At 67.2% G+C, this 17,625-nt stretch carries 16 protein-coding genes; 6 read left to right on the top strand and 10 right to left on the bottom strand.

Annotated features, from left to right (window positions below):
* Positions 1 to 54 precede the first annotated feature (54 nt).
* Positions 55 to 1,257: a cytochrome P450 gene (locus tag KV110_RS26635; protein WP_218469994.1), complete on the top strand. Its 1,203-nt coding sequence runs from the start codon at positions 55 to 57 to the stop codon at positions 1,255 to 1,257.
* Between the two features lie 12 nt (positions 1,258 to 1,269).
* Positions 1,270 to 1,500 (top strand): ferredoxin, encoded by a 231-nt coding sequence (locus KV110_RS26630; RefSeq protein WP_218469993.1) that lies wholly within the window; start codon positions 1,270 to 1,272, stop codon positions 1,498 to 1,500.
* Between the two features lie 23 nt (positions 1,501 to 1,523).
* Here KV110_RS26630 and KV110_RS26625 read toward each other — a convergent pair whose 3' ends face one another.
* Positions 1,524 to 2,279, bottom strand: a complete 756-nt coding sequence (locus KV110_RS26625; protein ID WP_218469992.1) for a nucleotidyltransferase domain-containing protein — start codon at positions 2,277 to 2,279, stop codon at positions 1,524 to 1,526.
* Positions 2,280 to 2,446: 167 nt separating this feature from the next.
* Positions 2,447 to 3,052 (bottom strand): helix-turn-helix domain-containing protein, encoded by a 606-nt coding sequence (locus KV110_RS26620; protein ID WP_218469991.1) that lies wholly within the window; start codon positions 3,050 to 3,052, stop codon positions 2,447 to 2,449.
* Between the two features lie 55 nt (positions 3,053 to 3,107).
* Here KV110_RS26620 and KV110_RS26615 point away from each other — a divergent pair, with 55 nt between their 5' ends.
* On the top strand, positions 3,108 to 4,151 hold the full coding sequence (locus KV110_RS26615; protein ID WP_218478917.1) for an NAD(P)/FAD-dependent oxidoreductase: 1,044 nt from the start codon (positions 3,108 to 3,110) through the stop codon (positions 4,149 to 4,151).
* 328 nt (positions 4,152 to 4,479) lie between these two features.
* Here the strand turns inward: KV110_RS26615 and KV110_RS26610 are convergent, their stop codons facing one another.
* From KV110_RS26610 to KV110_RS26580, 7 genes are read right to left on the bottom strand one after another with little or no spacing between them, the layout of a single operon-like run.
* A complete protein-coding gene (locus KV110_RS26610; protein ID WP_218469990.1) occupies positions 4,480 to 6,594 on the bottom strand; it encodes an MMPL family transporter in 2,115 nt (704 codons plus the stop codon).
* Complete coding sequence (locus tag KV110_RS26605) at positions 6,591 to 7,841, bottom strand: peptide synthetase (protein ID WP_246633994.1); 1,251 nt, start codon at positions 7,839 to 7,841, stop codon at positions 6,591 to 6,593. Before KV110_RS26605 ends, KV110_RS26610 begins: the two co-directional genes overlap by 4 nt.
* 31 nt (positions 7,842 to 7,872) lie before the next feature.
* A complete protein-coding gene (locus tag KV110_RS26600) occupies positions 7,873 to 8,919 on the bottom strand; it encodes an NAD-dependent epimerase/dehydratase family protein (protein ID WP_218469989.1) in 1,047 nt (348 codons plus the stop codon).
* Positions 8,916 to 9,185, bottom strand: coding sequence for a hypothetical protein (locus KV110_RS26595; protein WP_218469988.1), 270 nt, complete (start codon positions 9,183 to 9,185; stop codon positions 8,916 to 8,918). Before KV110_RS26595 ends, KV110_RS26600 begins: the two co-directional genes overlap by 4 nt.
* Positions 9,182 to 10,861: a fatty acid CoA ligase family protein gene (locus KV110_RS26590; RefSeq protein WP_218469987.1), complete on the bottom strand. Its 1,680-nt coding sequence runs from the start codon at positions 10,859 to 10,861 to the stop codon at positions 9,182 to 9,184. Before KV110_RS26590 ends, KV110_RS26595 begins: the two co-directional genes overlap by 4 nt.
* Entirely contained in the window at positions 10,858 to 11,766 is a 909-nt protein-coding gene (locus KV110_RS26585; RefSeq protein WP_218469986.1) for a beta-ketoacyl-[acyl-carrier-protein] synthase family protein, read from the bottom strand. The genes KV110_RS26590 and KV110_RS26585 overlap by 4 nt, the downstream gene beginning before the upstream one ends.
* Before the next feature lie 8 nt (positions 11,767 to 11,774).
* Positions 11,775 to 12,824, bottom strand: coding sequence for a 3-oxoacyl-ACP synthase III family protein (locus KV110_RS26580; protein WP_218469985.1), 1,050 nt, complete (start codon positions 12,822 to 12,824; stop codon positions 11,775 to 11,777).
* 556 nt (positions 12,825 to 13,380) lie between these two features.
* Between KV110_RS26580 and KV110_RS26575 the strand changes: the two genes are divergently transcribed.
* Complete coding sequence (locus KV110_RS26575) at positions 13,381 to 14,874, top strand: flavin-containing monooxygenase (protein WP_218469984.1); 1,494 nt, start codon at positions 13,381 to 13,383, stop codon at positions 14,872 to 14,874.
* A 17-nt stretch (positions 14,875 to 14,891) separates the two neighbouring features.
* Here KV110_RS26575 and KV110_RS26570 read toward each other — a convergent pair whose 3' ends face one another.
* The gene (locus KV110_RS26570; protein WP_218469983.1) at positions 14,892 to 15,557 is read right to left on the bottom strand and encodes a TetR/AcrR family transcriptional regulator; all 666 of its coding nucleotides are present in this window, start codon (positions 15,555 to 15,557) and stop codon (positions 14,892 to 14,894) included.
* A gap of 112 nt (positions 15,558 to 15,669) precedes the next feature.
* Between KV110_RS26570 and KV110_RS26565 the strand changes: the two genes are divergently transcribed.
* Positions 15,670 to 16,545: a metal-dependent hydrolase gene (locus KV110_RS26565; RefSeq protein ID WP_218469982.1), complete on the top strand. Its 876-nt coding sequence runs from the start codon at positions 15,670 to 15,672 to the stop codon at positions 16,543 to 16,545.
* Entirely contained in the window at positions 16,542 to 17,612 is a 1,071-nt protein-coding gene (locus tag KV110_RS26560) for a PDR/VanB family oxidoreductase (protein ID WP_218469981.1), read from the top strand. The genes KV110_RS26565 and KV110_RS26560 overlap by 4 nt, the downstream gene beginning before the upstream one ends.
* Positions 17,613 to 17,625: the final 13 nt, after the last annotated feature.

Here is a 17,625-nt window from a genome sequence, read left to right as displayed (position 1 = left end):
AAGCGATTGCTTACATCGCTACCACGCCAGTCGGCGTCGGCGAAGGGAACTCGCATGACCGTGAAAACCGAGGTGCGCCAATATCCTTTCGGTGAACCCGTCCGCCTCGATATGGACCCGCTCTACGCGAAACTGCGCCGGGAGGAACCGATCTCCCGGGTCCGGCTGCCCTATGGCGGCGAGGGCTGGCTGGTCACCCGCTACGCGGACGCCAAACTGGTGCTCGCCGACCCGAGGTTCAGCCGCGCCGCCACCGTGGAACGCGAGGACATCCCGCGAACCACGCCACAGCCCGCTGCGCGCAACTCCCTGCTGAGCATGGACCCGCCCGAGCACAGCAGGCTGCGCAAGCTGGTAGCCAAGGCGTTCACCGCTCGCCGGGTCGAGCAGCTCCGCCCGCGCGCCCAGCAGATCGTCGATCAGCGGCTGGCCGAGATCGAAGCGTCCGGCCCGGTAGCCGATCTGGTGCAGAGCCTCGCGCTCCCGCTGCCGGTCACGGTGATCTGCGAGATGCTCGGCATTCCCACCGAAGACCAGCACCGGTTCCGTGAGTTCTCCGACACCGTGCTGTCCACCACCGCGCACACCCCCGAACAGATCACCGACGCGCGGACCGCCCTGGAGACGTACCTCGCCGAGCTGGTGGCGCAGCGCAGGCAGCAACCGACCGACGACCTGCTCGGCGCGCTGGTGGCCGCGCGGGACAACGACGACCGGCTCAGCGAGGACGAGCTGGTCAACCTCGGCATCGGGCTGCTCATCGCGGGCCACGAGACGACAGCCAACCAGATCGCCAACTTCACCTACCTCCTGCTCACCGAGCCGACGCACTGGGAACTGCTGCGCGACAAGCCGGAACTGGTGCCCGGCGCGGTCGAGGAACTGCTGCGCTACGTCCAACTCGGCTCCGGCGGCGCGTTCGCCAGGGTGGCCACCGAGGATGTCCCGATCGGCGATGTCACCGTGCGGGCGGGTGAAGCGGTGATCGTCAACACCCAGGCCGCCAACCGCGACGAAGGCGTCTTCGACCACCCCGAAGAGCTGGACCTGACCCGAAACAGCAACCCGCACATGGCGTTCGGGCACGGCGTGCACCACTGCCTCGGCGCCCAACTGGCCAGGCTGGAGCTTCAGGTCGCGCTGAGCTCGCTGCTGCTGCGGTTCCCGACGCTGTGCCTCGCGGTGCCGGCCGAGGAGGTGCCGTGGAAAACCGGTCTATTGGTGCGCGGCCCGAAAGCTCTTCCGGTGACCTGGTAGGGGGAAACTCGCATGGCTGAGCAACACTGGCGAATCGAGGTCGACCGAAGCACCTGCCTGGGCTCAGGCATGTGCACCGGTCTGGCCCCGGAACACTTCACCCTGATCGACGGCCGTTCCAGTCCCACAGCGGAAATCGTCACCCCGGACGATCTCGTCATCGACGCCGCCGACTCGTGCCCGGTCGAAGCAATCCTCGTTCGTGCCGTCGACACCGGAGAAATCGTCGCCCCTGAGCAGTGAACTGCCTCCCCGCGCGCCATTCCTCAGGGCAGGGTCGCCGTCTCGAGCAGTGCTTCCGCTTCGATAACCGCGTGCTGCAAGGAGCTTGGGTCCGAGCCCATTTCGGCGACGATGGTGTCGATGCCGCGCAGTCCCGCTCGGTGCAGCAGGCGTTTTTCGTTGGTGGTCCATTCGCCGCGGGCGGCCAAGACCGCGTGGGCGGTTTGCATTGCGGCGATGGCCAGCGAACCTGCCACTTCGGTGGCTTGGCCGCGGGGAACGTAGGTGCCCTTGGCGTAGTGGAGTGTCATGGCTGCTCGGTTCCGCCAGATCGGTGGGGCCGACTCGCGTAGCGCCTCGGGGTAGGTGGGGCGCGGAAGCGTGCCGTGCAGGACCTGGTTGATGGCCAACTCGGCGACCAGCAGGTAGCTGGGGATGCCTGCCAGGTGGAACATCAGTGGCTCCCAATGGAAGCGGCCTTGTTCGGATTCGGCGAGTTCGTGTTCGACTACGTCGAGGTCGCGGTAGTGGATGTCGACGTGGCGGTTGTCGATGGTGAGCCAGGCTCCGCCGTTGAAGACGCCACCGCCCCAGTCGCCGAGTTCGGAAACCTCCCCGGGCCAGCCGATTTCGCGTAGGTCGGCGGGGTCGAAATCTTTGCGGTAGTAGACGGCGAAATCCCAGTCGCTGTCCGGGGTGTGGGTGCCCTCGGCGCGAGATCCGCCAAGGGTGACGGCGTCAACGCCGGGGAGAGCGGCCAACTGGTCGGCGACATGGGTGAGAAAGTTCTTGTCGGTCATGGGTTCTCCTGGGTAGGAGCGGATGGTGGAAGATACGGGCAGCACCGCTGGCCGCTGCACCACAACGGGGGCAGCGTTATTCGGCGGGCGCACTCGGCATCGTCATCACTCCACGACAGCGACCCTACCGAGACGCCGCGTCGAGCTCGACCGATTTTCGGCGAGGGTCAGTCGAGCTCTTCGGGTTGGCGCCGCGATTTCGGGCGGGCGCGCAGGTGTGCGCGTTCGCCCTGTTTGCCGAAGAGGCAGAGTAGTTCGACACCGTCGGTGCCCGCGGCGCCGAACCAGTGCGGTACGCGGGTGTCGAACTCGGCCGCTTCGCCGGGGGCGAGCACGAGGTCGCGCTCGCCGAGGACGAGCCGCAGTTTGCCGTTGAGGACATAGACCCACTCGTAGCCCTCGTGCGTTTGCGGGGTCGGCTCCTTCGGGCGGGGAGTGGCTGGAATCACCATCTTGACCGCCTGGATGCCACCGGCGCGTCGGGTCAGCGGCACATGGGTCATGCCGTGCCGAGTGACGGGGCGCAGGTGGATCCGCGGGTCGCCGGTGGGTGGGGCGTCGACGAGTTCGTCGAGGGTGACGCCGTGGGCTCTGGCGAGGGGGAGCAATTGCTCGAGGGTCGGCCGGCGACCGCCGGACTCGAGGCGGGACAGGGTGCTCACCGAGATTCCGGTGGCCGCCGACAGTTCGGCCAGCGTGGTTTCGCGTTGTCGGCGCAGCGCGCGCAGGCGCGGCCCGACCGCGTCGAGTGCTTGATCGAGGTCGTCGTCCATGAGAACAGCTTGCCAGATCGGCAACAAAGTTTGCACATACGACCGGCCCACCCGCATGGTGGTGGCGGAGGTGGTCAACGTGACCGAACAGCTGAAAGATGGCTATGACGTGGTGGTGGTCGGCGGTGGCGCCGCGGGATTGAACGGGGCGCTGATGCTCGGCCGAGCTCGCCGGTCGGTGCTGGTGATCGACGCGGGTGCACCGCGCAACGCCCCGGCCGACGGCGTGCACGGACTGCTCGCCCGGGACGGGATCCCGCCGGGCGAGCTACTGGAACGCGGACGGGCAGAGGTCCGCGGGTATGGCGGCCAGGTGGTTTCCGGCGAGGTCGACACGGTAGTTCGCGCGGGCGATGGATTCGCCGTGACGCTGGCCGACGGCCGGTCGGTCCGCGCGCGTCGATTGCTGGTCACCACGGGGCTGGTCGACGAGCTACCCGAGATACCGGGATTGCGGTCTCGATGGGGACGCGACGTCGTGCACTGCCCGTATTGCCACGGCTGGGAGATTCGCGACCAGGCCATCGGCGTGCTGGCCACCGGGCCGATGGCGGTGCACCAGGCGTTGCTGTTCCGGCAGTGGAGCGCCGACGTCACACTCTTCACACACACCATGGCGGCACCGACCGGCGAGGACGCGGAGCAGCTGGCTGCCCGCGGCATCACCGTGGTGCAGGGCGAGGTGGCGGCGCTGGAAGTCGCCGACGACCGCCTCGTAGGTCTGCGGATGAGCGATGGCCGGGTGGTTGCCCGCCAGGCGCTGGCGGTGGTGGCGCGGATGGCGGCGCGTGCCGGTTTCCTTGCGGCGCTTGGACTCCGGCCTGTCGAACACCCCTCGGGGATGGGGCAACACATCCCCTCGGAGGTGACCGGCCGGACCGAGGTGCCCGGCGTCTGGGTCGCGGGCAATATCACCGATCTGTTCGCCCAGGTCGGCAGCGCCGCGGCGGCAGGCGCTTTCGCGGCAGCCCAGCTCAACGCCGACCTGATCACCGAGGACATCGACCGAGCAGTCGCCGCATACCGGAACCCGTTCTCGTCCGAAAACGAGGCCAGGCTCGCCGAATTGGTGGCGGCCGACCGTCGCCACGGCCTGTGAACCCGTACGGCTACCCCGTACGAATCATCCTTCGGGAAGCGGAATCAGCTCCAGGTGCTCGGCCACCGCCGCTGTGCCGCAGGCCCGCCGACCGGCCACCAGATGCACTCCGCCGCCATGTGAGACCAGGAATCTTCCGCACACGCAGCGCAAATAGCGCACCGCCCCGCGCGAGGAGACGAGCATCGGCGATGGCCAGGAGCAGGAGGGGCAGGCGGCGGACATGGGAGCTAAGCCTGGGTAGTGGTCCGAGCTATTGCAATCTTCACGGCGGCGTGGCGACCGATCGGTATGAAAATTATTCCGCAAATAGGACATTCGCGGACATTTAGGAAATCCGGGCCGCCTGGTCCACGTGTTCGACGGTGGCGGGGATCAGGCGGCGGCGCGGGCCCGGGGTCCACCAGTTGGCCGGGCCCATGAGTTTGACCAGGGCGGGGACCAGGAGCATGCGGACGAGGGTGGCATCGATGAGCAGGGCGATGATCATGCCGAGGCCGAGAAAGCGCATGGGGGTCAAGGGGGAGAGGGTGAAGGCTCCGGTGACGATCACGAGCAGGGTCGCGGCGGCGGTGATCACGCGGGCGGTCTTCAGCGTGCCGACGCGGACGGCGGTCGCGGTGTCGGCGCCCGCGTTGTGCGCCTCGACCATCCGGGAGAGGAGGAAGACCTCGTAGTCGGTGGACAGGCCGAAGACGACGGCGATGATCAGGACGAGCATGCCCGCGGCGAGCGGGCCGGGGCTGATGCCGAGGGCGCCGGCGAGGTGGCCGTCGTTGAAGATCCAGGTGAGGACGCCGAAGGTGGCGGCGAGGCTGAGGAACGCCATCGCGACCGCCTTGAGCGGCAACACGATCGACCGGAATGCCGCCGCGAGCAGCAGCACGGTCGCCGTCACCATGGCCAGGATCATCCACGGCATGGCATGAACGATGGAGTGGACGCTGTCGACGGTGGCCGCGGTGTCGCCGCCGATCCGCAGCATCGTGCCGTCCGGGGGAGTCAGGGCACGGATGTTTTCGACGGTCGCCGTGGCCTTTTCACTGCGGTCGGTGGCATCCAGGAACGCGTGGAAGACGACGAAGTCCTCGGCACGGCCCACCTGGAGCACCTGCCGGACGCCGTCGACCCGGCCGAGGGCGGTGCTCGCGGCGTCGACGGCCCCCGACTGTGGTGGTCCGTCGACGCCACGCAGCACAGCGGTGACACCGCTGCTCGCCGCGGGGAACCCCGCGGTGAGTTCCTCTACCGTGGTGCGCATTTCGTTGCCCGCGGGCAACGCCCGATGGTCGATGTCGCCGAGTCGGACGCCGGTGAGCGGCGCGGCAAGTAGCAAAAGCGCCGCGCCGACCACGATGGTGACGGTGCCCGGCCTGCGCAGTACCGCGTCCACCACGCGGCTCCAGAATCGCTCGGTCCGATCCGTGCTGCCCGCCTTGCCGATTCGAGCGCCGAACAGCGCCAACATGGCGGGTAGCACGGTGAGCGAGAGCCCGGCGGCGAGCGCGACCGCGGCGATCGCGCCGAGACCGAGCGACCGCAACACGGCCTGCGGGAAGACGAAAGTGCCTGCGAACGCGCAGATCAGCAAGAGCGCCGAGAAGGCGACGGTGCGGCCCGCGGTGGCGCAGGTGCGTTCGATGGCGGACTCGACACCGCGCCCACCCGCGAGTTCCTCACGGAATCGGGTCACCAGGAACAGGCCGTAGTCGATCGCCATGCCCAGCCCGAGCAGTGACGCGATATTCACCGCGAAGGTACTCACCTCGGTGATCTCGGTGAGGAGCCGAATGGTGCCCATCGAGCCGAGCACCGCGAGCACGCCGACCGCGACCGGCAGTGACGCCGCGACCACGCCGCCGAACACCAGCACCAGGATCAGCAAAGTGAGTGGCAGCGAGAGGGATTCGGCGCGCACGAGATCGTGCTGGGACTGACCGTTGATCTGGGTGGCCAGCGCACTGTAGCCGGAGAGTTTCGTCTCGACGCCCGGAACCTTCAGCGCCGCTTGGATATCCGGGTAGGCGGTGACCCGCCGATTGTCGTCGCCCGCGAGGAACACCGCGGCAAGTGCCTGCCGGTTGTCGGCCGACCGCAGGAACTGCTTACGCGGCGGCACACTGTTCCAATAGGTTTCGATCGGACGCTGCAACAGCGCGGGATCGATCCGGGCCAGCGACTCCTGAACGCGTGGACCGATGTCGTCGAGGGTCTGGCCTTCCGGCGCGGTGTACAGCGCTACCGCGTCGGGGGTTTGCGGGCCGAAGTGTTCGCGGACCAGCTGGTCGACCGCTGCCGATTCACTGTGCGGGTCAGTGAATCCGGCGGCGCTGACCTTGTCGGCGGTGTTCACCCCGAGCAACCCGAACAACAGCATGACGCCGACAACGACGGCAAGTACCGTGCGCGGGCGGGCGATGACGAACCGTGCCCACGCAGTCATCGGGCGGGCGAATCATGCGGCGCGAGATCGGCCTCCAAGGTGGCGGCGATCTTGTCGAGCAGGGCCTCCAGTCGCGGCTCGACACCCGCACCATTGCGACAGGACACGGTCAGCTCGATCTGACCGCGCGACTCCACCATCCCGAACAGCAACGGCATCGCGCCGCTGTGCTGCGGCAGCACCCGCATCGTGCTCGGTGTCCACCCGGGCACGGCCATCTCGTCCAGATCGAACTTGCCCATGTGCGACACGGTGGCGGACACCATGTTCCGGTTGTACCTGGCACCGAGCCAGTTGCTCGCCCGCAGCACCGCGCGCACCGCGGCGGGCGGGAACTTCGATAGGCGGCCGTTGTCCAGCTGGTTCAACTCGGTCTTCTGCTGCAGCCCGGCCCGCATGCGGGCACTGACCGTCTCCCAGTTCTCGCCGGGCGCGACGTCGAGAAACAGTGGCAGCGCGAGATTCCCGGTCGACCGCAGCGCGGGGTCGTGCCTGCGCAGGTCCACCGGAACCATGAAACGGGACTTGGTTCCGGCCGCCTCGGCGAGGATCGCCGAGACCCGCGCGACCATCCCCTTACCGGTGGCGTGAATGGTGCGGTGCCGCAATAACCATCGCGACGCGTTCGGGTCCTGGCGGCCACGTCCGGTCGCCGCCGGATAGACCGGAAGCACCAGCGTCTGCTTGCCCGGCGCACCCACCCGCGCCACCAATTCGGCGTCGGCGATCGGATCGGGGGCACCGACGGGCGCCACGCCGCGCAGTGCGCGGAACACGTCGTCCGCCCACATCCGCATGCCCATCCCGTCCATCACGCCGTGGAAGACCCGGAAGACGACGGTGGTCTTGGCACCCGTCAGCAGCAGTACCTCGGTGGTCCGGTCCGGCGTGGGGCCGATCGGACTGTTCAGTACCGCGTCGTCTTCCAGCGTGGCGTAGTCGAGCGTCCATCCCGGCACCACCCGCACCTTGGCGGCGACACCGCTGTCCACCCAGTACCGGCCGTCCCGGACAAGCCGCGCGCCGGGATTCGCCGCGGCGGCCACCTCCACGGCGCGCTGCAACGCGTCCGGGTCGAGGATGCCGTTGCCGTGCACGACGAGGTGCATCAGAAACGGCGGCGACACTTCCCTGGTGAAGAAGTACAGGCGTTCGGTGGGCGAGATCTTCCGGCGGAAGACGGTGTCGGGCAAGCCCGTATCCCGGCCATCATCCCGCACGGGATTACTGCGCGATGCTGCGTTCATATGGGCCTCCGGTAACGACTGGTGCTGGAGTTCAGCGCAGATTTCGAGTGAGTTCGACGGCCCCGCCTTGCGTTTCGAGCCACGCGAGGAAGGTGGTCAATCCGCTGTCCCGGTCCACGATGGGGCGGTAGCCGAAGTCGCGGGTGGCAGCGGTGGTGTCGTAGGTCGCGCTGCGCGTCATCAGTGCGACGGCGTAGCGCGACAGCGGCGGCGACCAGCGGGTCGCGACGGCCGGTATCCGCCAGATGGTTTCGATCACGGCCACCACCGCGTTGATCACCTTGGGATTCGGCTTCCTGGTCGGCGGTTGATAGCCGAGACCTGCCGCCACCGAACCGAGAAATTCCCACACATTGGTCTTTTCGGCGTCCGCGACGAAATAGGCCTTGCCGCCCACCGCATCCGAGGCGGCCGCCTTTACGCACGCGTCGACGATGTTGTCGACGTGGCACAGTGACGCGTACACCGTGCGACCGAACGAGATATCCGGCAGTTTCCCGGTGCCGGTCCGGCCGAGCAACCGCACGATCGGCCCGGACCGGTCGCCCGCACCCCAGATCGCCCGCGGCCGCAGCGCGCAAGTGGTGAAACCGGTGGTGTTGGCGGCCAATACGGCGCGTTCCGCGGCCGCCTTGGTTTCCGAATAGAGGTTCAGGTAGCGCTGCGGATAGGGGATCGATTCGTCGACGTCGAGCTGATCGCCGCCGTCGCGGTCCATCAGCGCGCTCGGGCTGGAGATGAAGACGAACCGGGAAGCGCCGCCGCGCCGCGCCGCCTCCAGCAGCAGTTCGGTCGCTCGCACGTTCTCGTCCCAGAACTGTTGGCGCGTTCCGCGCTCGTCCACTCGGGCGGCACTGTGGAACACGATATCCACGCCATTGGTTGCCTGCACCAGCGACGCCTGATCGGTGAGATCGCCGTAGACCAGCTGCACCCGGTCGACGTCGGCGCCGAGGTCGGTCAGATTGCTGGTGCGCCGCACCAGAATCGACACATCGTGCTCGCCGTCGCGGACCAGCCTGCGCACGAGCGCGCCGCCGAGAAACCCGGACGCACCCGTTACCAGCACCTTGCTCATCGCTTCTCCTGCGTTCGCCACCAGGTCATTCCGAAGATCTGCGTCAATACGGCGGTCTCGATGGGGGAGCGGCCGGAACCCGCCGCCGCACGGAGCGCGGGCCGGATCTGGGCCGCGTGCACCACGACACTGAGGAATGCGTCGATCCACCACGCGGCGCGCAGCACCCGGCTTTCGGGCACCCGATCCGTCGCGACCGCCACAATCCCACCGACCAGGTACAACCAGCCGAGAACGGGAATCGCCCGCAATGCCGTTGTTTTCATCGCTGCGCGTCCGTTCCGATCTGCTTCGCCGCCCACTGCGACAGCTGCTCCCGCCCGATCTTGGCGTTGTGCCGGATATCGACCGGGAACGAAGGATGAACCAGAAAATCGGCGATCCGCCGGGTGAGATCGAACTCCGCACCCCGAGCCCGCAATGCGGCTTCGACGGTCGCAGCGTCGGCATCGGGCTTCAGCTCGACGCACAGCACCGGTCGCTGCGCCCCACGCGCACCGACGCCGACCAGCGCCGTCCGCGCCACCCCCGCAACGGTATTGAAGATCTGCTCCACCTGGACGGTGAACATCGGGCCGTTCGCCGTAACGACTCGCTGACTCTTGCGCCCGCAGAACCAGATTCGGCCCTCGGCATCGATCCACGCGAGATCGCCGGTGCGATGCCAGATCCGGTCCCCGTCGACAATCTTGCCTTGCCGGTTCGCCTCCTCCGGCCAGTAGTAGTGCGTACTGACGTTCGGGCCGGAGACGACGAGTTCGCCGATGCCGCGTGAGTTTTCGAGCTCACCGGCCAGCTCCGCGACTCGCGTCCAGGTGGGGATCGGGTCGTCGGTGATGGCGACGATTCGCGCCTCGATCTTGTCGGCCGGACGTCCGATGCAGGTGCCCTCGCCGCGGTGCGTCCGATCGACCAGACCGTCGAACAGTTCCCGGGATTCGATGAGCGACATCGGTAAGGCCTCGGTGGAGCCATACCCGGCATAGATCCGCACGTCCTCGGCCAGCACCTCGCGCAGCCCGGCGATGCACCAGTCCGGCACCGGCGCGCCACCGGAGTAGATGCTGCCCAAGGTTTTCAGCTCGATCGGGTGCTGCTCGAGATGGCGCAGCAGCGGGATCAGCAGAGCGGGCGAGGCGAACATCGTCCGCACACCGAACTTCTCGATGGCGTGCGCGACATGCGCCGGATCGGTGGAGCCGACCTTGCTCGGGATCAACGGCGGTAGCACACACCGCGATCCGAGCAGTAGATCGAGAATCCCGACCAGCGGCAACGTGATCAGCGACGTCTCCGGCGCGACCTCGCCACGGGCCATATGCACCTGCTCGACCATCGATGCGAGGTTGCCGTGGGTCAGTTCGACCGCTTTGGCTGGTCCGGTACTGCCGGTGGTGAATCCGATGACGAGCACATCGTCCGCGGCGGCGGGCACGCGCTCGGGCGCGACGCCGGTCGGCCGGGTACCCCAGGCCGCCAGCCGCTCGCCGCGCCAGAACCAGCGCCTGCCGACGGTCACCGTGGTGCGCACCTTGCGGAAGCTGCGCCGGAACAACACCCGCACGGCGTGCGCGGGCGGAATGCCGATGAACGCTTCCGCCTCGACCGCGCGCAAGCAGTGCACCATCTTGCGCAAGCCCATGCCCGGGTCGATCACCACGGGCACGGCGCCGATCTTCAACAGCCCGAACAGGATCGCGTACAACTCCGGGCTCGGCAGCACCAGCACGATGGTGCGGGTGCCCGCCCCGACGCCGGCCGCGGTGAGCCGCTCGGCGATCGCCTCGGACCAGTCATCGAGCTCGCGGTAGCTGACGTGCCGATAGGTCGGCAGGTCAGCGGATTTCGTCGCGTCGGGATAGATCACCGCTTCCCGATCCGGTTCCGTGCGCGCGAACGCACGGAACCGGTCGATGGCCGCCCAGTAGGTTGCCGACGTCACGCAACCGCCCCGGCGAACGCGGGCAACCGGTACAACACCGCCGCCGCCGACGGGCCAGCGCCCGCCGCGACGAACAGCACATGGGTGAACTCTTTCATGGTGTCCGCCACGACCGCCCGGTCATAGGCCTGCGGCAGCGCCGCGGTGTGCGGGTCGCCGTCGGCCAGGTCCGGCGTGCGCACCGAATTCTGGCTGATGCCAAGGGCATCCGCAAGCTGCTTCGGGAACTCGGCGGTCGGCGTCGAGGCGATGAGCGCCGTACCGGCCAGGTCGCTGTGCCCGGACTCGGCGAGCGCGGCCCGCGCCGCCTCGATCGCCACGCTCAGCAGCCGATCCGCGAAGTCCGGCTCGCGCACGACCGTCATCACCCCGCGTCCGACGCTGCCCATGGTGGCTGTGTCGACATAGGCCTCGACCGCGGGGGTGCCCTCGCCGTTCACCGTGTGCACCCGGCCGAAGCCGTCCGGCTCGTCGGTGTGCTCCAGCAGCAGCGCGGCTCCCGAAGTGGCGTAAGGGAAGTCGTCGGTGGCGGCCGAGCGGGTCATCGACGGGTGACCGTCCCCGGCGACGATGAGCACGTGCTCGGCACTGCCGGTTGCCAGGATGGCGGTGGCCACCTGGACCGCGTTGAGCACGCCGGTGGCACCGTTCATCAGGTCGAAGGAGAAGGTCCGCGGGTCGTCCTTGGCGTATTCGAGGCCGATGCCCGCCGCCTTCTGGATCAGCGCGGAAACAGCCGGTTCGACGGTGTTGGAGTCACGGAAGACACCGGCGTTGATCAGCACGCCGACCTGGTCCGGACGAACCCCGGCCCGCTCCAGGCTCTGCTTCGCGGCACGACCACTGTTCTCCACACTGCTCTGCGTGTCGCGACTGATACCGACCGATTTGATGCGAACGCCCATGGCTGACCTCAGACCTTCAGAGACGAGATGGTGGTGGACAGGAAGCCGGTCACGATGCCGGAGGCGGCGGGAATCATCAGCAGTTTCGAGCCCGCCGGGATGTTCTGCTCGCTGAGCTGATCGTGCAGGACGATGAAATGCGAAGTGGTCGAGGTGTTTCCGTACTTCTCGATGACCCGCAGATCCGGCGGCATCGGGGTGCCGAACTCGCGCTCACAGATCGCGTTCATCCACGGGATCGCGGCCGCGCCGAACTGGTGGTGGATGACGTAGTCGAACTTCTCGTCGGCGAAGGTGCGGCCCTGTGCCTGGAGGTAGTTGATCTGGCTGTTGGTGCCCAACAGGAACCGGTCCTCGTTGTGCATTTTGCGGTTGTCGGTGTACAGCGCAACACCCTGGCTCTTGTCGCTGGGCATGCCGAGGCACAGGTGCGAGTACTCCGAGGCTGTCATCATCTCGATGTAGTGGATTTTGTCGTTGTCGTCGACCGCCTCGTCCAGCACGACCGCGGCGCCCGAGTCGCCCACCGACAGCGACGCGAACTGCAGATCGTATTTCTCGGAAATCTCGGCAACGGCGGTATCGGCAATGGGGGTAATGGCTTCACCACTGACCACCATGCCGTTGCGTACCGCGCCGGAGCGGATCATCCGATCCAGAATGTAAGTGCCGGTGAGCATTCCGGCACAGGCGTTCGAAACGTCGAAGGTAATGGCGTTCTTCGCCCCGATAAGGCGGCTTATCGAACCCGCGAAGGACGGCTCCATGTACATGCGGGTGGCGTGGTTGCTCCGCGTGATCGAGGTGGAGATGACCACGTCCAGCTCCGCTGCTTCGTAGCGCGACCTGGAAAGACAGTCTTCGGCGGCCTTCATGGCGATCGCGAACGAGTCTTCGTAGTTCTCCGGGCTGGTGTCGTGCACCCGGCGTTCCTTGACACCCGTGATTTTTTCGAGATCGAAAGACGGAGGTTCCTTCAACCGGGAGAGCAACTCCTGGGTGGTGACGATATTCGAAGGCAGATAGGCGCCGATGGATTCGAATCGAGAATGCGACACGCGCGCTCCTGGAAATCGTGGAAAGAAACGTCCCGGATCGTCTCTGATCGTCGGTGCGACGGACACTACCCGACGGTAACTAGAAACGCCTATGGCGCAGAAGTTGCACTGATCGACTGTGCACAAGTACATGTTTCGTGAGGTATCACTAACTGGTGATCGGCTGGCTATGGGCTGCTCGAACCGGCGGGTTCGGTTGAATACGACGGGTTGCCAACGGGTTTCAGGTCTGGCGCGCGCGCAGGGCGGGCGGGCGGGACTGACGCTCCGGCCCAGAGTTGGCGAATCGGTGGCTAACAGAGCGTCGCGCGGGAACAATGGGTGGCGCGCCACGGTGATGTGAGTGAGTTCACTGCGAGTCGTGCACTGGAATGTCGTTCGTTACCGCTCGGCGCGGCCATTTCGTACAACACTCAACTATGTTGCGGGCGAATCGAACCCGCGCGGACCGGGCGATCGGGCCGGTCGACACGACGCGGTCGGCCACGCGGCTACGTCCGAATACCGCCAGGGTCGATAAGCTGGGTCAGCCTGCCGACGAGCCGAGGAGAGAGCGATGACTACCGCTGTCGAGCACACCGATGTGCTCATCATGGGGGCCGGGTTGTCCGGCATCGGCGCGGCCTATCACCTACAGCGGGCCTTTCCGCGACGGACCTACACGATCCTGGAGAGCCGCGAGGCAATCGGCGGCACCTGGGATCTGTTCCGCTACCCCGGAATTCGCTCCGACTCCGATATGTACACCCTGGGTTACCGATTCAAGCCGTGGCTGGGCGAGAAATCGATCGCCGACGGCGACACCATCCTCGACTACGTGCGGGAAACCGCCGCGGAGAACGGCATCGACCGGCACATCCGCTTCCGGCATCGGGTGGTGCGCGCCGAATGGTCCTCGGCCGATAATCGGTGGACCGTGCTGGCCGAGCGCACCGACACCGGCGACACCGTCACGCTCACCGCCGGATTCCTGCTCTCCTGTGCTGGTTACTACCGCTACGACGAGCCCTATGTCCCCGACTTCCCCGGCACCGACCGATTCACCGGACCCGTTGTGCACCCGCAGTTCTGGCCCGCGGACCTGGACTACGCGAACAAGAAGGTGGTGCTCATCGGCAGTGGCGCCACCGCTGTCACGCTCGGCCCCGCGCTCACCGAACAGGGCGCGCACGTGACCATGCTGCAGCGCAGCCCGAGCTACATCATTTCCGCGCCGGCCCGCGACGATTTCGCCTTGAAGCTGCGCCGCCGCCTGCCGCCCCGCGCCGCCTACGCACTGGCCCGCGCCAAGAATGTGGCCGTGACCACCGCGTTCTACCAACTGAGCCAACGCTATCCGGCGAGCGTGCGCAAACGCATCCGCGGCTGGCAGGAACGCTGGCTGCCGCCGGGCTACGACATCGACACCCATTTCACACCCAGCTACAACCCGTGGGACCAGCGATTGTGCCTGGCGCCGAGCGGTGATTTCTTCCGCGCCATCCGCAAGGGCAAGCTGGCGGTCGTCACCGACCGGATCGAGACGTTCACCGAGACCGGCCTGCGGCTGGCCTCCGGTGCCACCCTCGACGCCGACATCATCATCACCGCAACGGGATTGAATCTGGTCGCGTTCGGCGGCATCGACCTCGTGGTGGACGGCGAGCCGGTGCGACTGGCGGAGCGCATGGCCTACAAGGCGATGATGCTGTCGGATGTGCCGAACTTCGCCTACATCTTCGGCTACACCAATGCCTCGTGGACGCTGAAGGCTGATCTGGTGTCGGAGTATGTGGTTCGCCTGCTGCGGCACATGGACGCGCACGGTTATGTGCGCTGTATGCCGGTGCGGGACCCGTCCGTCGGCGTCGAATCGTTGTTCCTCAACTTCAATCCCGGCTACGTGCAGCGCGCCGCGAACCAGTTCCCGATCCAGGGTGACCGCGCGCCGTGGCGACTACGGATGAACTACCTGCGCGACCTGGTCACCTTGCGGCACGGGTCGATCGCCGACGACGCGATGAGCTTCGAGCGGGCCGGGCAGATCGAGCGAGTGGCCGCGCGGGACTGAGCGTCTGGCTACGCCGCCTAGGCTCCGGTGTTCACCGAGGAGCGGGCCCGGGCAATGTGTTCCAGCACGGTCGCGGCGTGCTCGTCGAATCTTTCGCGGGAGACCGGGATCTCGCCGTCCAGCCAGGGCCGGTAGAGGTAGGCAAGCGCGCCGAAGATGGCGCTGGCATTGAGGGTGTTGTCGTGCTCGTCCGGGGTGGGATTCGAGTAGTCACCGGCGCCGATCGTCAGGGCGATCGGCGCCGTGAACAGCCCGATCAGTTCCATGGCGCGCGGCATGAGCACCGGCGTCGCTTGCGATTCGACGAACATGATCCGGCCGCGACGGCGATCCGCCACGAGGTAGTCGGTGAAGACGCCGACGAGGTGGCGGAACATGGCGTCGCGTTCGATCGGCGCCGTGGGTAGCGCATCGAGTAGTCGGTCCCGTGCACCGAGGACGACAGTGTCCAGCACGGTGATGAGCAGTGCGTCCAGGTTCGGGAAGCTCTCGTAGAAGTAGCGTTCGGTCAGCCCGGCCTGCCTGCACACCCCGCGCATCGAGGTCTCGGCGGCGCCGACGGTGCCCATCAACTCGGTGCATGCCTCGATCAGCTGCTCACGGCGTCCGGCGACCCGATCGGCGGGTGACCGTCCGCGCCAGCGGCGCATGCCCGGGATGGACCCGTCCTCTTCGGCGACCATGGCGCCATCTTCTCACAGCGCCGATGTAGACATCGGGCGATGTTGACAGCAGCTGATGTCACCAATAGATTGCCAGGATCTGGGCTTCGCCGAGCAGAGATGAGGATGCGAGATGGGCTCTACTGTCTATGCCGATCAGACGCACGCGATCAACCCGCGCGACGTCAGCTTCGACTTCGACACGGTGCCGATGCACTACATCCCCGGCGAGGTGATGGCGACCCACATCATCAACGTGATGCACCTGGTGTTACCCGAGGGGGAGCGGGCGATGGCGCAGGCGCTCGCCGAGGCGTTACCGCTGATCGAGGACGAGCGGCTGCGCGAGGAGGTGCGCGGATTCATCGGCCAGGAGGCCATGCACGCGAGTTCGCACGAGCAGGCGCGACGGCAGCTGGAGCGGCTCGGTCTCGACGTCGGCCCGATGGTGGAACGTGTTGCGTGGCTGGTCGATCGGGTGCTCGGCGAGCACGGTCTTTCCGGTCGGGCCGAGCACGCCTGGCTGTGCGAGCGGCTGGCCCTGTTCGCCGGGATGGAGCATTACACCGCCGTGATCGGCGAATGGCTGCTGACCAACGACACGCTCGCCGAGAAGGGAATGCACCCGGCCATGCTGGATCTCATCCGCTGGCACGGCGCGGAAGAGGTCGAGCACCGCAGCGTGGTCTACGACGCGTACATGTACGTCGACGGTGGGTACGTGCGCAAGGCGCGGCAAGCACTGATCGCGAGCACGGGATTGCTTGTGCTGTTCGTCATTTCGGGCGGATACCTGTTCCACAAGGACCCGTCCCCGCACAAGGGACGATTCTGGCCACTACAGTTGGCCAGCGCCTCTTTGCGCGGAGTGGTGCCGAACTTCACCACCTTCTTCACCGAGATCCCGCGGTACCTTCGGCCGGGGTTCCACCCCTCGCAGCTGGGTCCGATGGACAACGCACTGCGCTACCTCGCGCAGTCGCCCGCGGCGCGGACGGCGGTCGCATGACGGCCGCCGAGGCGGGTTATCGGCCGGGCCCTGGGTTGCGGTTGATCGCCTCGGCGGCCGACGCGTACAAGCGCGTCTTCGCCGAAGGTGATGCGGCGCAACTGCTTTCGCCGCCACAGCCGGTCCGGCACACCGGGTACGAGTTCGCGGTCGTGATCGATCGGATCGAGTCGGAAGCCGACGAGGTGGTCAGCCTGATCCTGAGCGACCCGGACGGCGGGCTGCTGCCTGCCTGGACGCCGGGTGCGCACCTGGACGTGGTGCTGCCATCGGGACGCCAGCGCCAATACTCGTTGACCAGCGATCCGGCCGATCGTCGGCAGTACCGGATCGCCGTGCGCTACATCGCCGATGGGGGTGGCGGATCGCGGGAGGTCCACGAGCGGTTGCGGGTCGGTGACCGGCTGTCGGTTCGCGGGCCGCGCAATGCCTTTCCGTTCATCGAGGCGCCGCAGTACCTGTTCGTCGCCGGTGGTATCGGGATCACGCCGATCCTGCCGATGGTCGCCGCCGCTGAGCAGACCGGAAAGCGTTGGCGGCTCATGTATTTGGGACGTTCACGGTCGCGGATGCCGTTCCTCGGCGAGTTGGCGCGGCTGACCGGTGGCGACGTGGTGGTGCGTCCGGACGACGAATTCGGCATGCCGGACCCGAGGATGATCTTCGAGCAGACACCGACCGGCGCCGCCGTGTACGTCTGCGGCCCACCACCATTGGCCGCGGCGGCGCGCGAGGTGTTGTCGCTGCACGACCCGACGGCATCGCTGCACACCGAGCGGTTCTCGCCGGTCCCGGTGCGTGACGGTGCCCCGTTCCGTATCCGACTGCGCCGGAGTGGGATCGAGGTGGATGTCGCGTCCGACGAGTCCGCGCTGGCCGCGATCCGGCGGGTCCTGCCCGGCGTCGCCTACTCCTGCCAGCAGGGTTTCTGCGGCACGTGCCGGGTCGACGTCCTCCGCGGCGAGGTCGACCACCGAGACCGGTTCCTCCTCGACGCCGACCGCGACCACGGGATGCTGACCTGCGTATCCCGTGCCTGCGGTACGGAACTCGACATAGACCTGTGAACTCGGCGACCAA

It is taken from the genome of Nocardia iowensis, from assembly GCF_019222765.1.
Taxonomy (GTDB): Bacteria; Actinomycetota; Actinomycetes; order Mycobacteriales; family Mycobacteriaceae; genus Nocardia; species Nocardia iowensis.
The sequence above is the reverse complement of the archived record's forward strand: the minus strand, read 5'-3'. Positions and strand labels throughout refer to the sequence as shown.

Excerpts from the sequence above, each read along its gene's own strand:
- KV110_RS26635 (WP_218469994.1), top strand. The coding sequence starts at position 55 with ATGACCGTGAAAACCGAGGTGCGCCAATATCCTTTCGGTGAACCCGTC.
- KV110_RS26630 (WP_218469993.1), top strand. The coding sequence starts at position 1,270 with ATGGCTGAGCAACACTGGCGAATCGAGGTCGACCGAAGCACCTGCCTG.
- KV110_RS26625 (WP_218469992.1), bottom strand. The coding sequence starts at position 2,279 with ATGACCGACAAGAACTTTCTCACCCATGTCGCCGACCAGTTGGCCGCT.
- KV110_RS26620 (WP_218469991.1), bottom strand. The coding sequence starts at position 3,052 with ATGGACGACGACCTCGATCAAGCACTCGACGCGGTCGGGCCGCGCCTG.
- KV110_RS26615 (WP_218478917.1), top strand. The coding sequence starts at position 3,108 with ATGGTGGTGGCGGAGGTGGTCAACGTGACCGAACAGCTGAAAGATGGC.
- KV110_RS26610 (WP_218469990.1), bottom strand. The coding sequence starts at position 6,594 with ATGACTGCGTGGGCACGGTTCGTCATCGCCCGCCCGCGCACGGTACTT.
- KV110_RS26605 (WP_246633994.1), bottom strand. The coding sequence starts at position 7,841 with ATGAACGCAGCATCGCGCAGTAATCCCGTGCGGGATGATGGCCGGGAT.
- KV110_RS26600 (WP_218469989.1), bottom strand. The coding sequence starts at position 8,919 with ATGAGCAAGGTGCTGGTAACGGGTGCGTCCGGGTTTCTCGGCGGCGCG.
- KV110_RS26595 (WP_218469988.1), bottom strand. The coding sequence starts at position 9,185 with ATGAAAACAACGGCATTGCGGGCGATTCCCGTTCTCGGCTGGTTGTAC.
- KV110_RS26585 (WP_218469986.1), bottom strand. The coding sequence starts at position 11,766 with ATGGGCGTTCGCATCAAATCGGTCGGTATCAGTCGCGACACGCAGAGC.
- KV110_RS26575 (WP_218469984.1), top strand. The coding sequence starts at position 13,381 with ATGACTACCGCTGTCGAGCACACCGATGTGCTCATCATGGGGGCCGGG.
- KV110_RS26570 (WP_218469983.1), bottom strand. The coding sequence starts at position 15,557 with ATGGTCGCCGAAGAGGACGGGTCCATCCCGGGCATGCGCCGCTGGCGC.
- KV110_RS26565 (WP_218469982.1), top strand. The coding sequence starts at position 15,670 with ATGGGCTCTACTGTCTATGCCGATCAGACGCACGCGATCAACCCGCGC.
- KV110_RS26560 (WP_218469981.1), top strand. The coding sequence starts at position 16,542 with ATGACGGCCGCCGAGGCGGGTTATCGGCCGGGCCCTGGGTTGCGGTTG.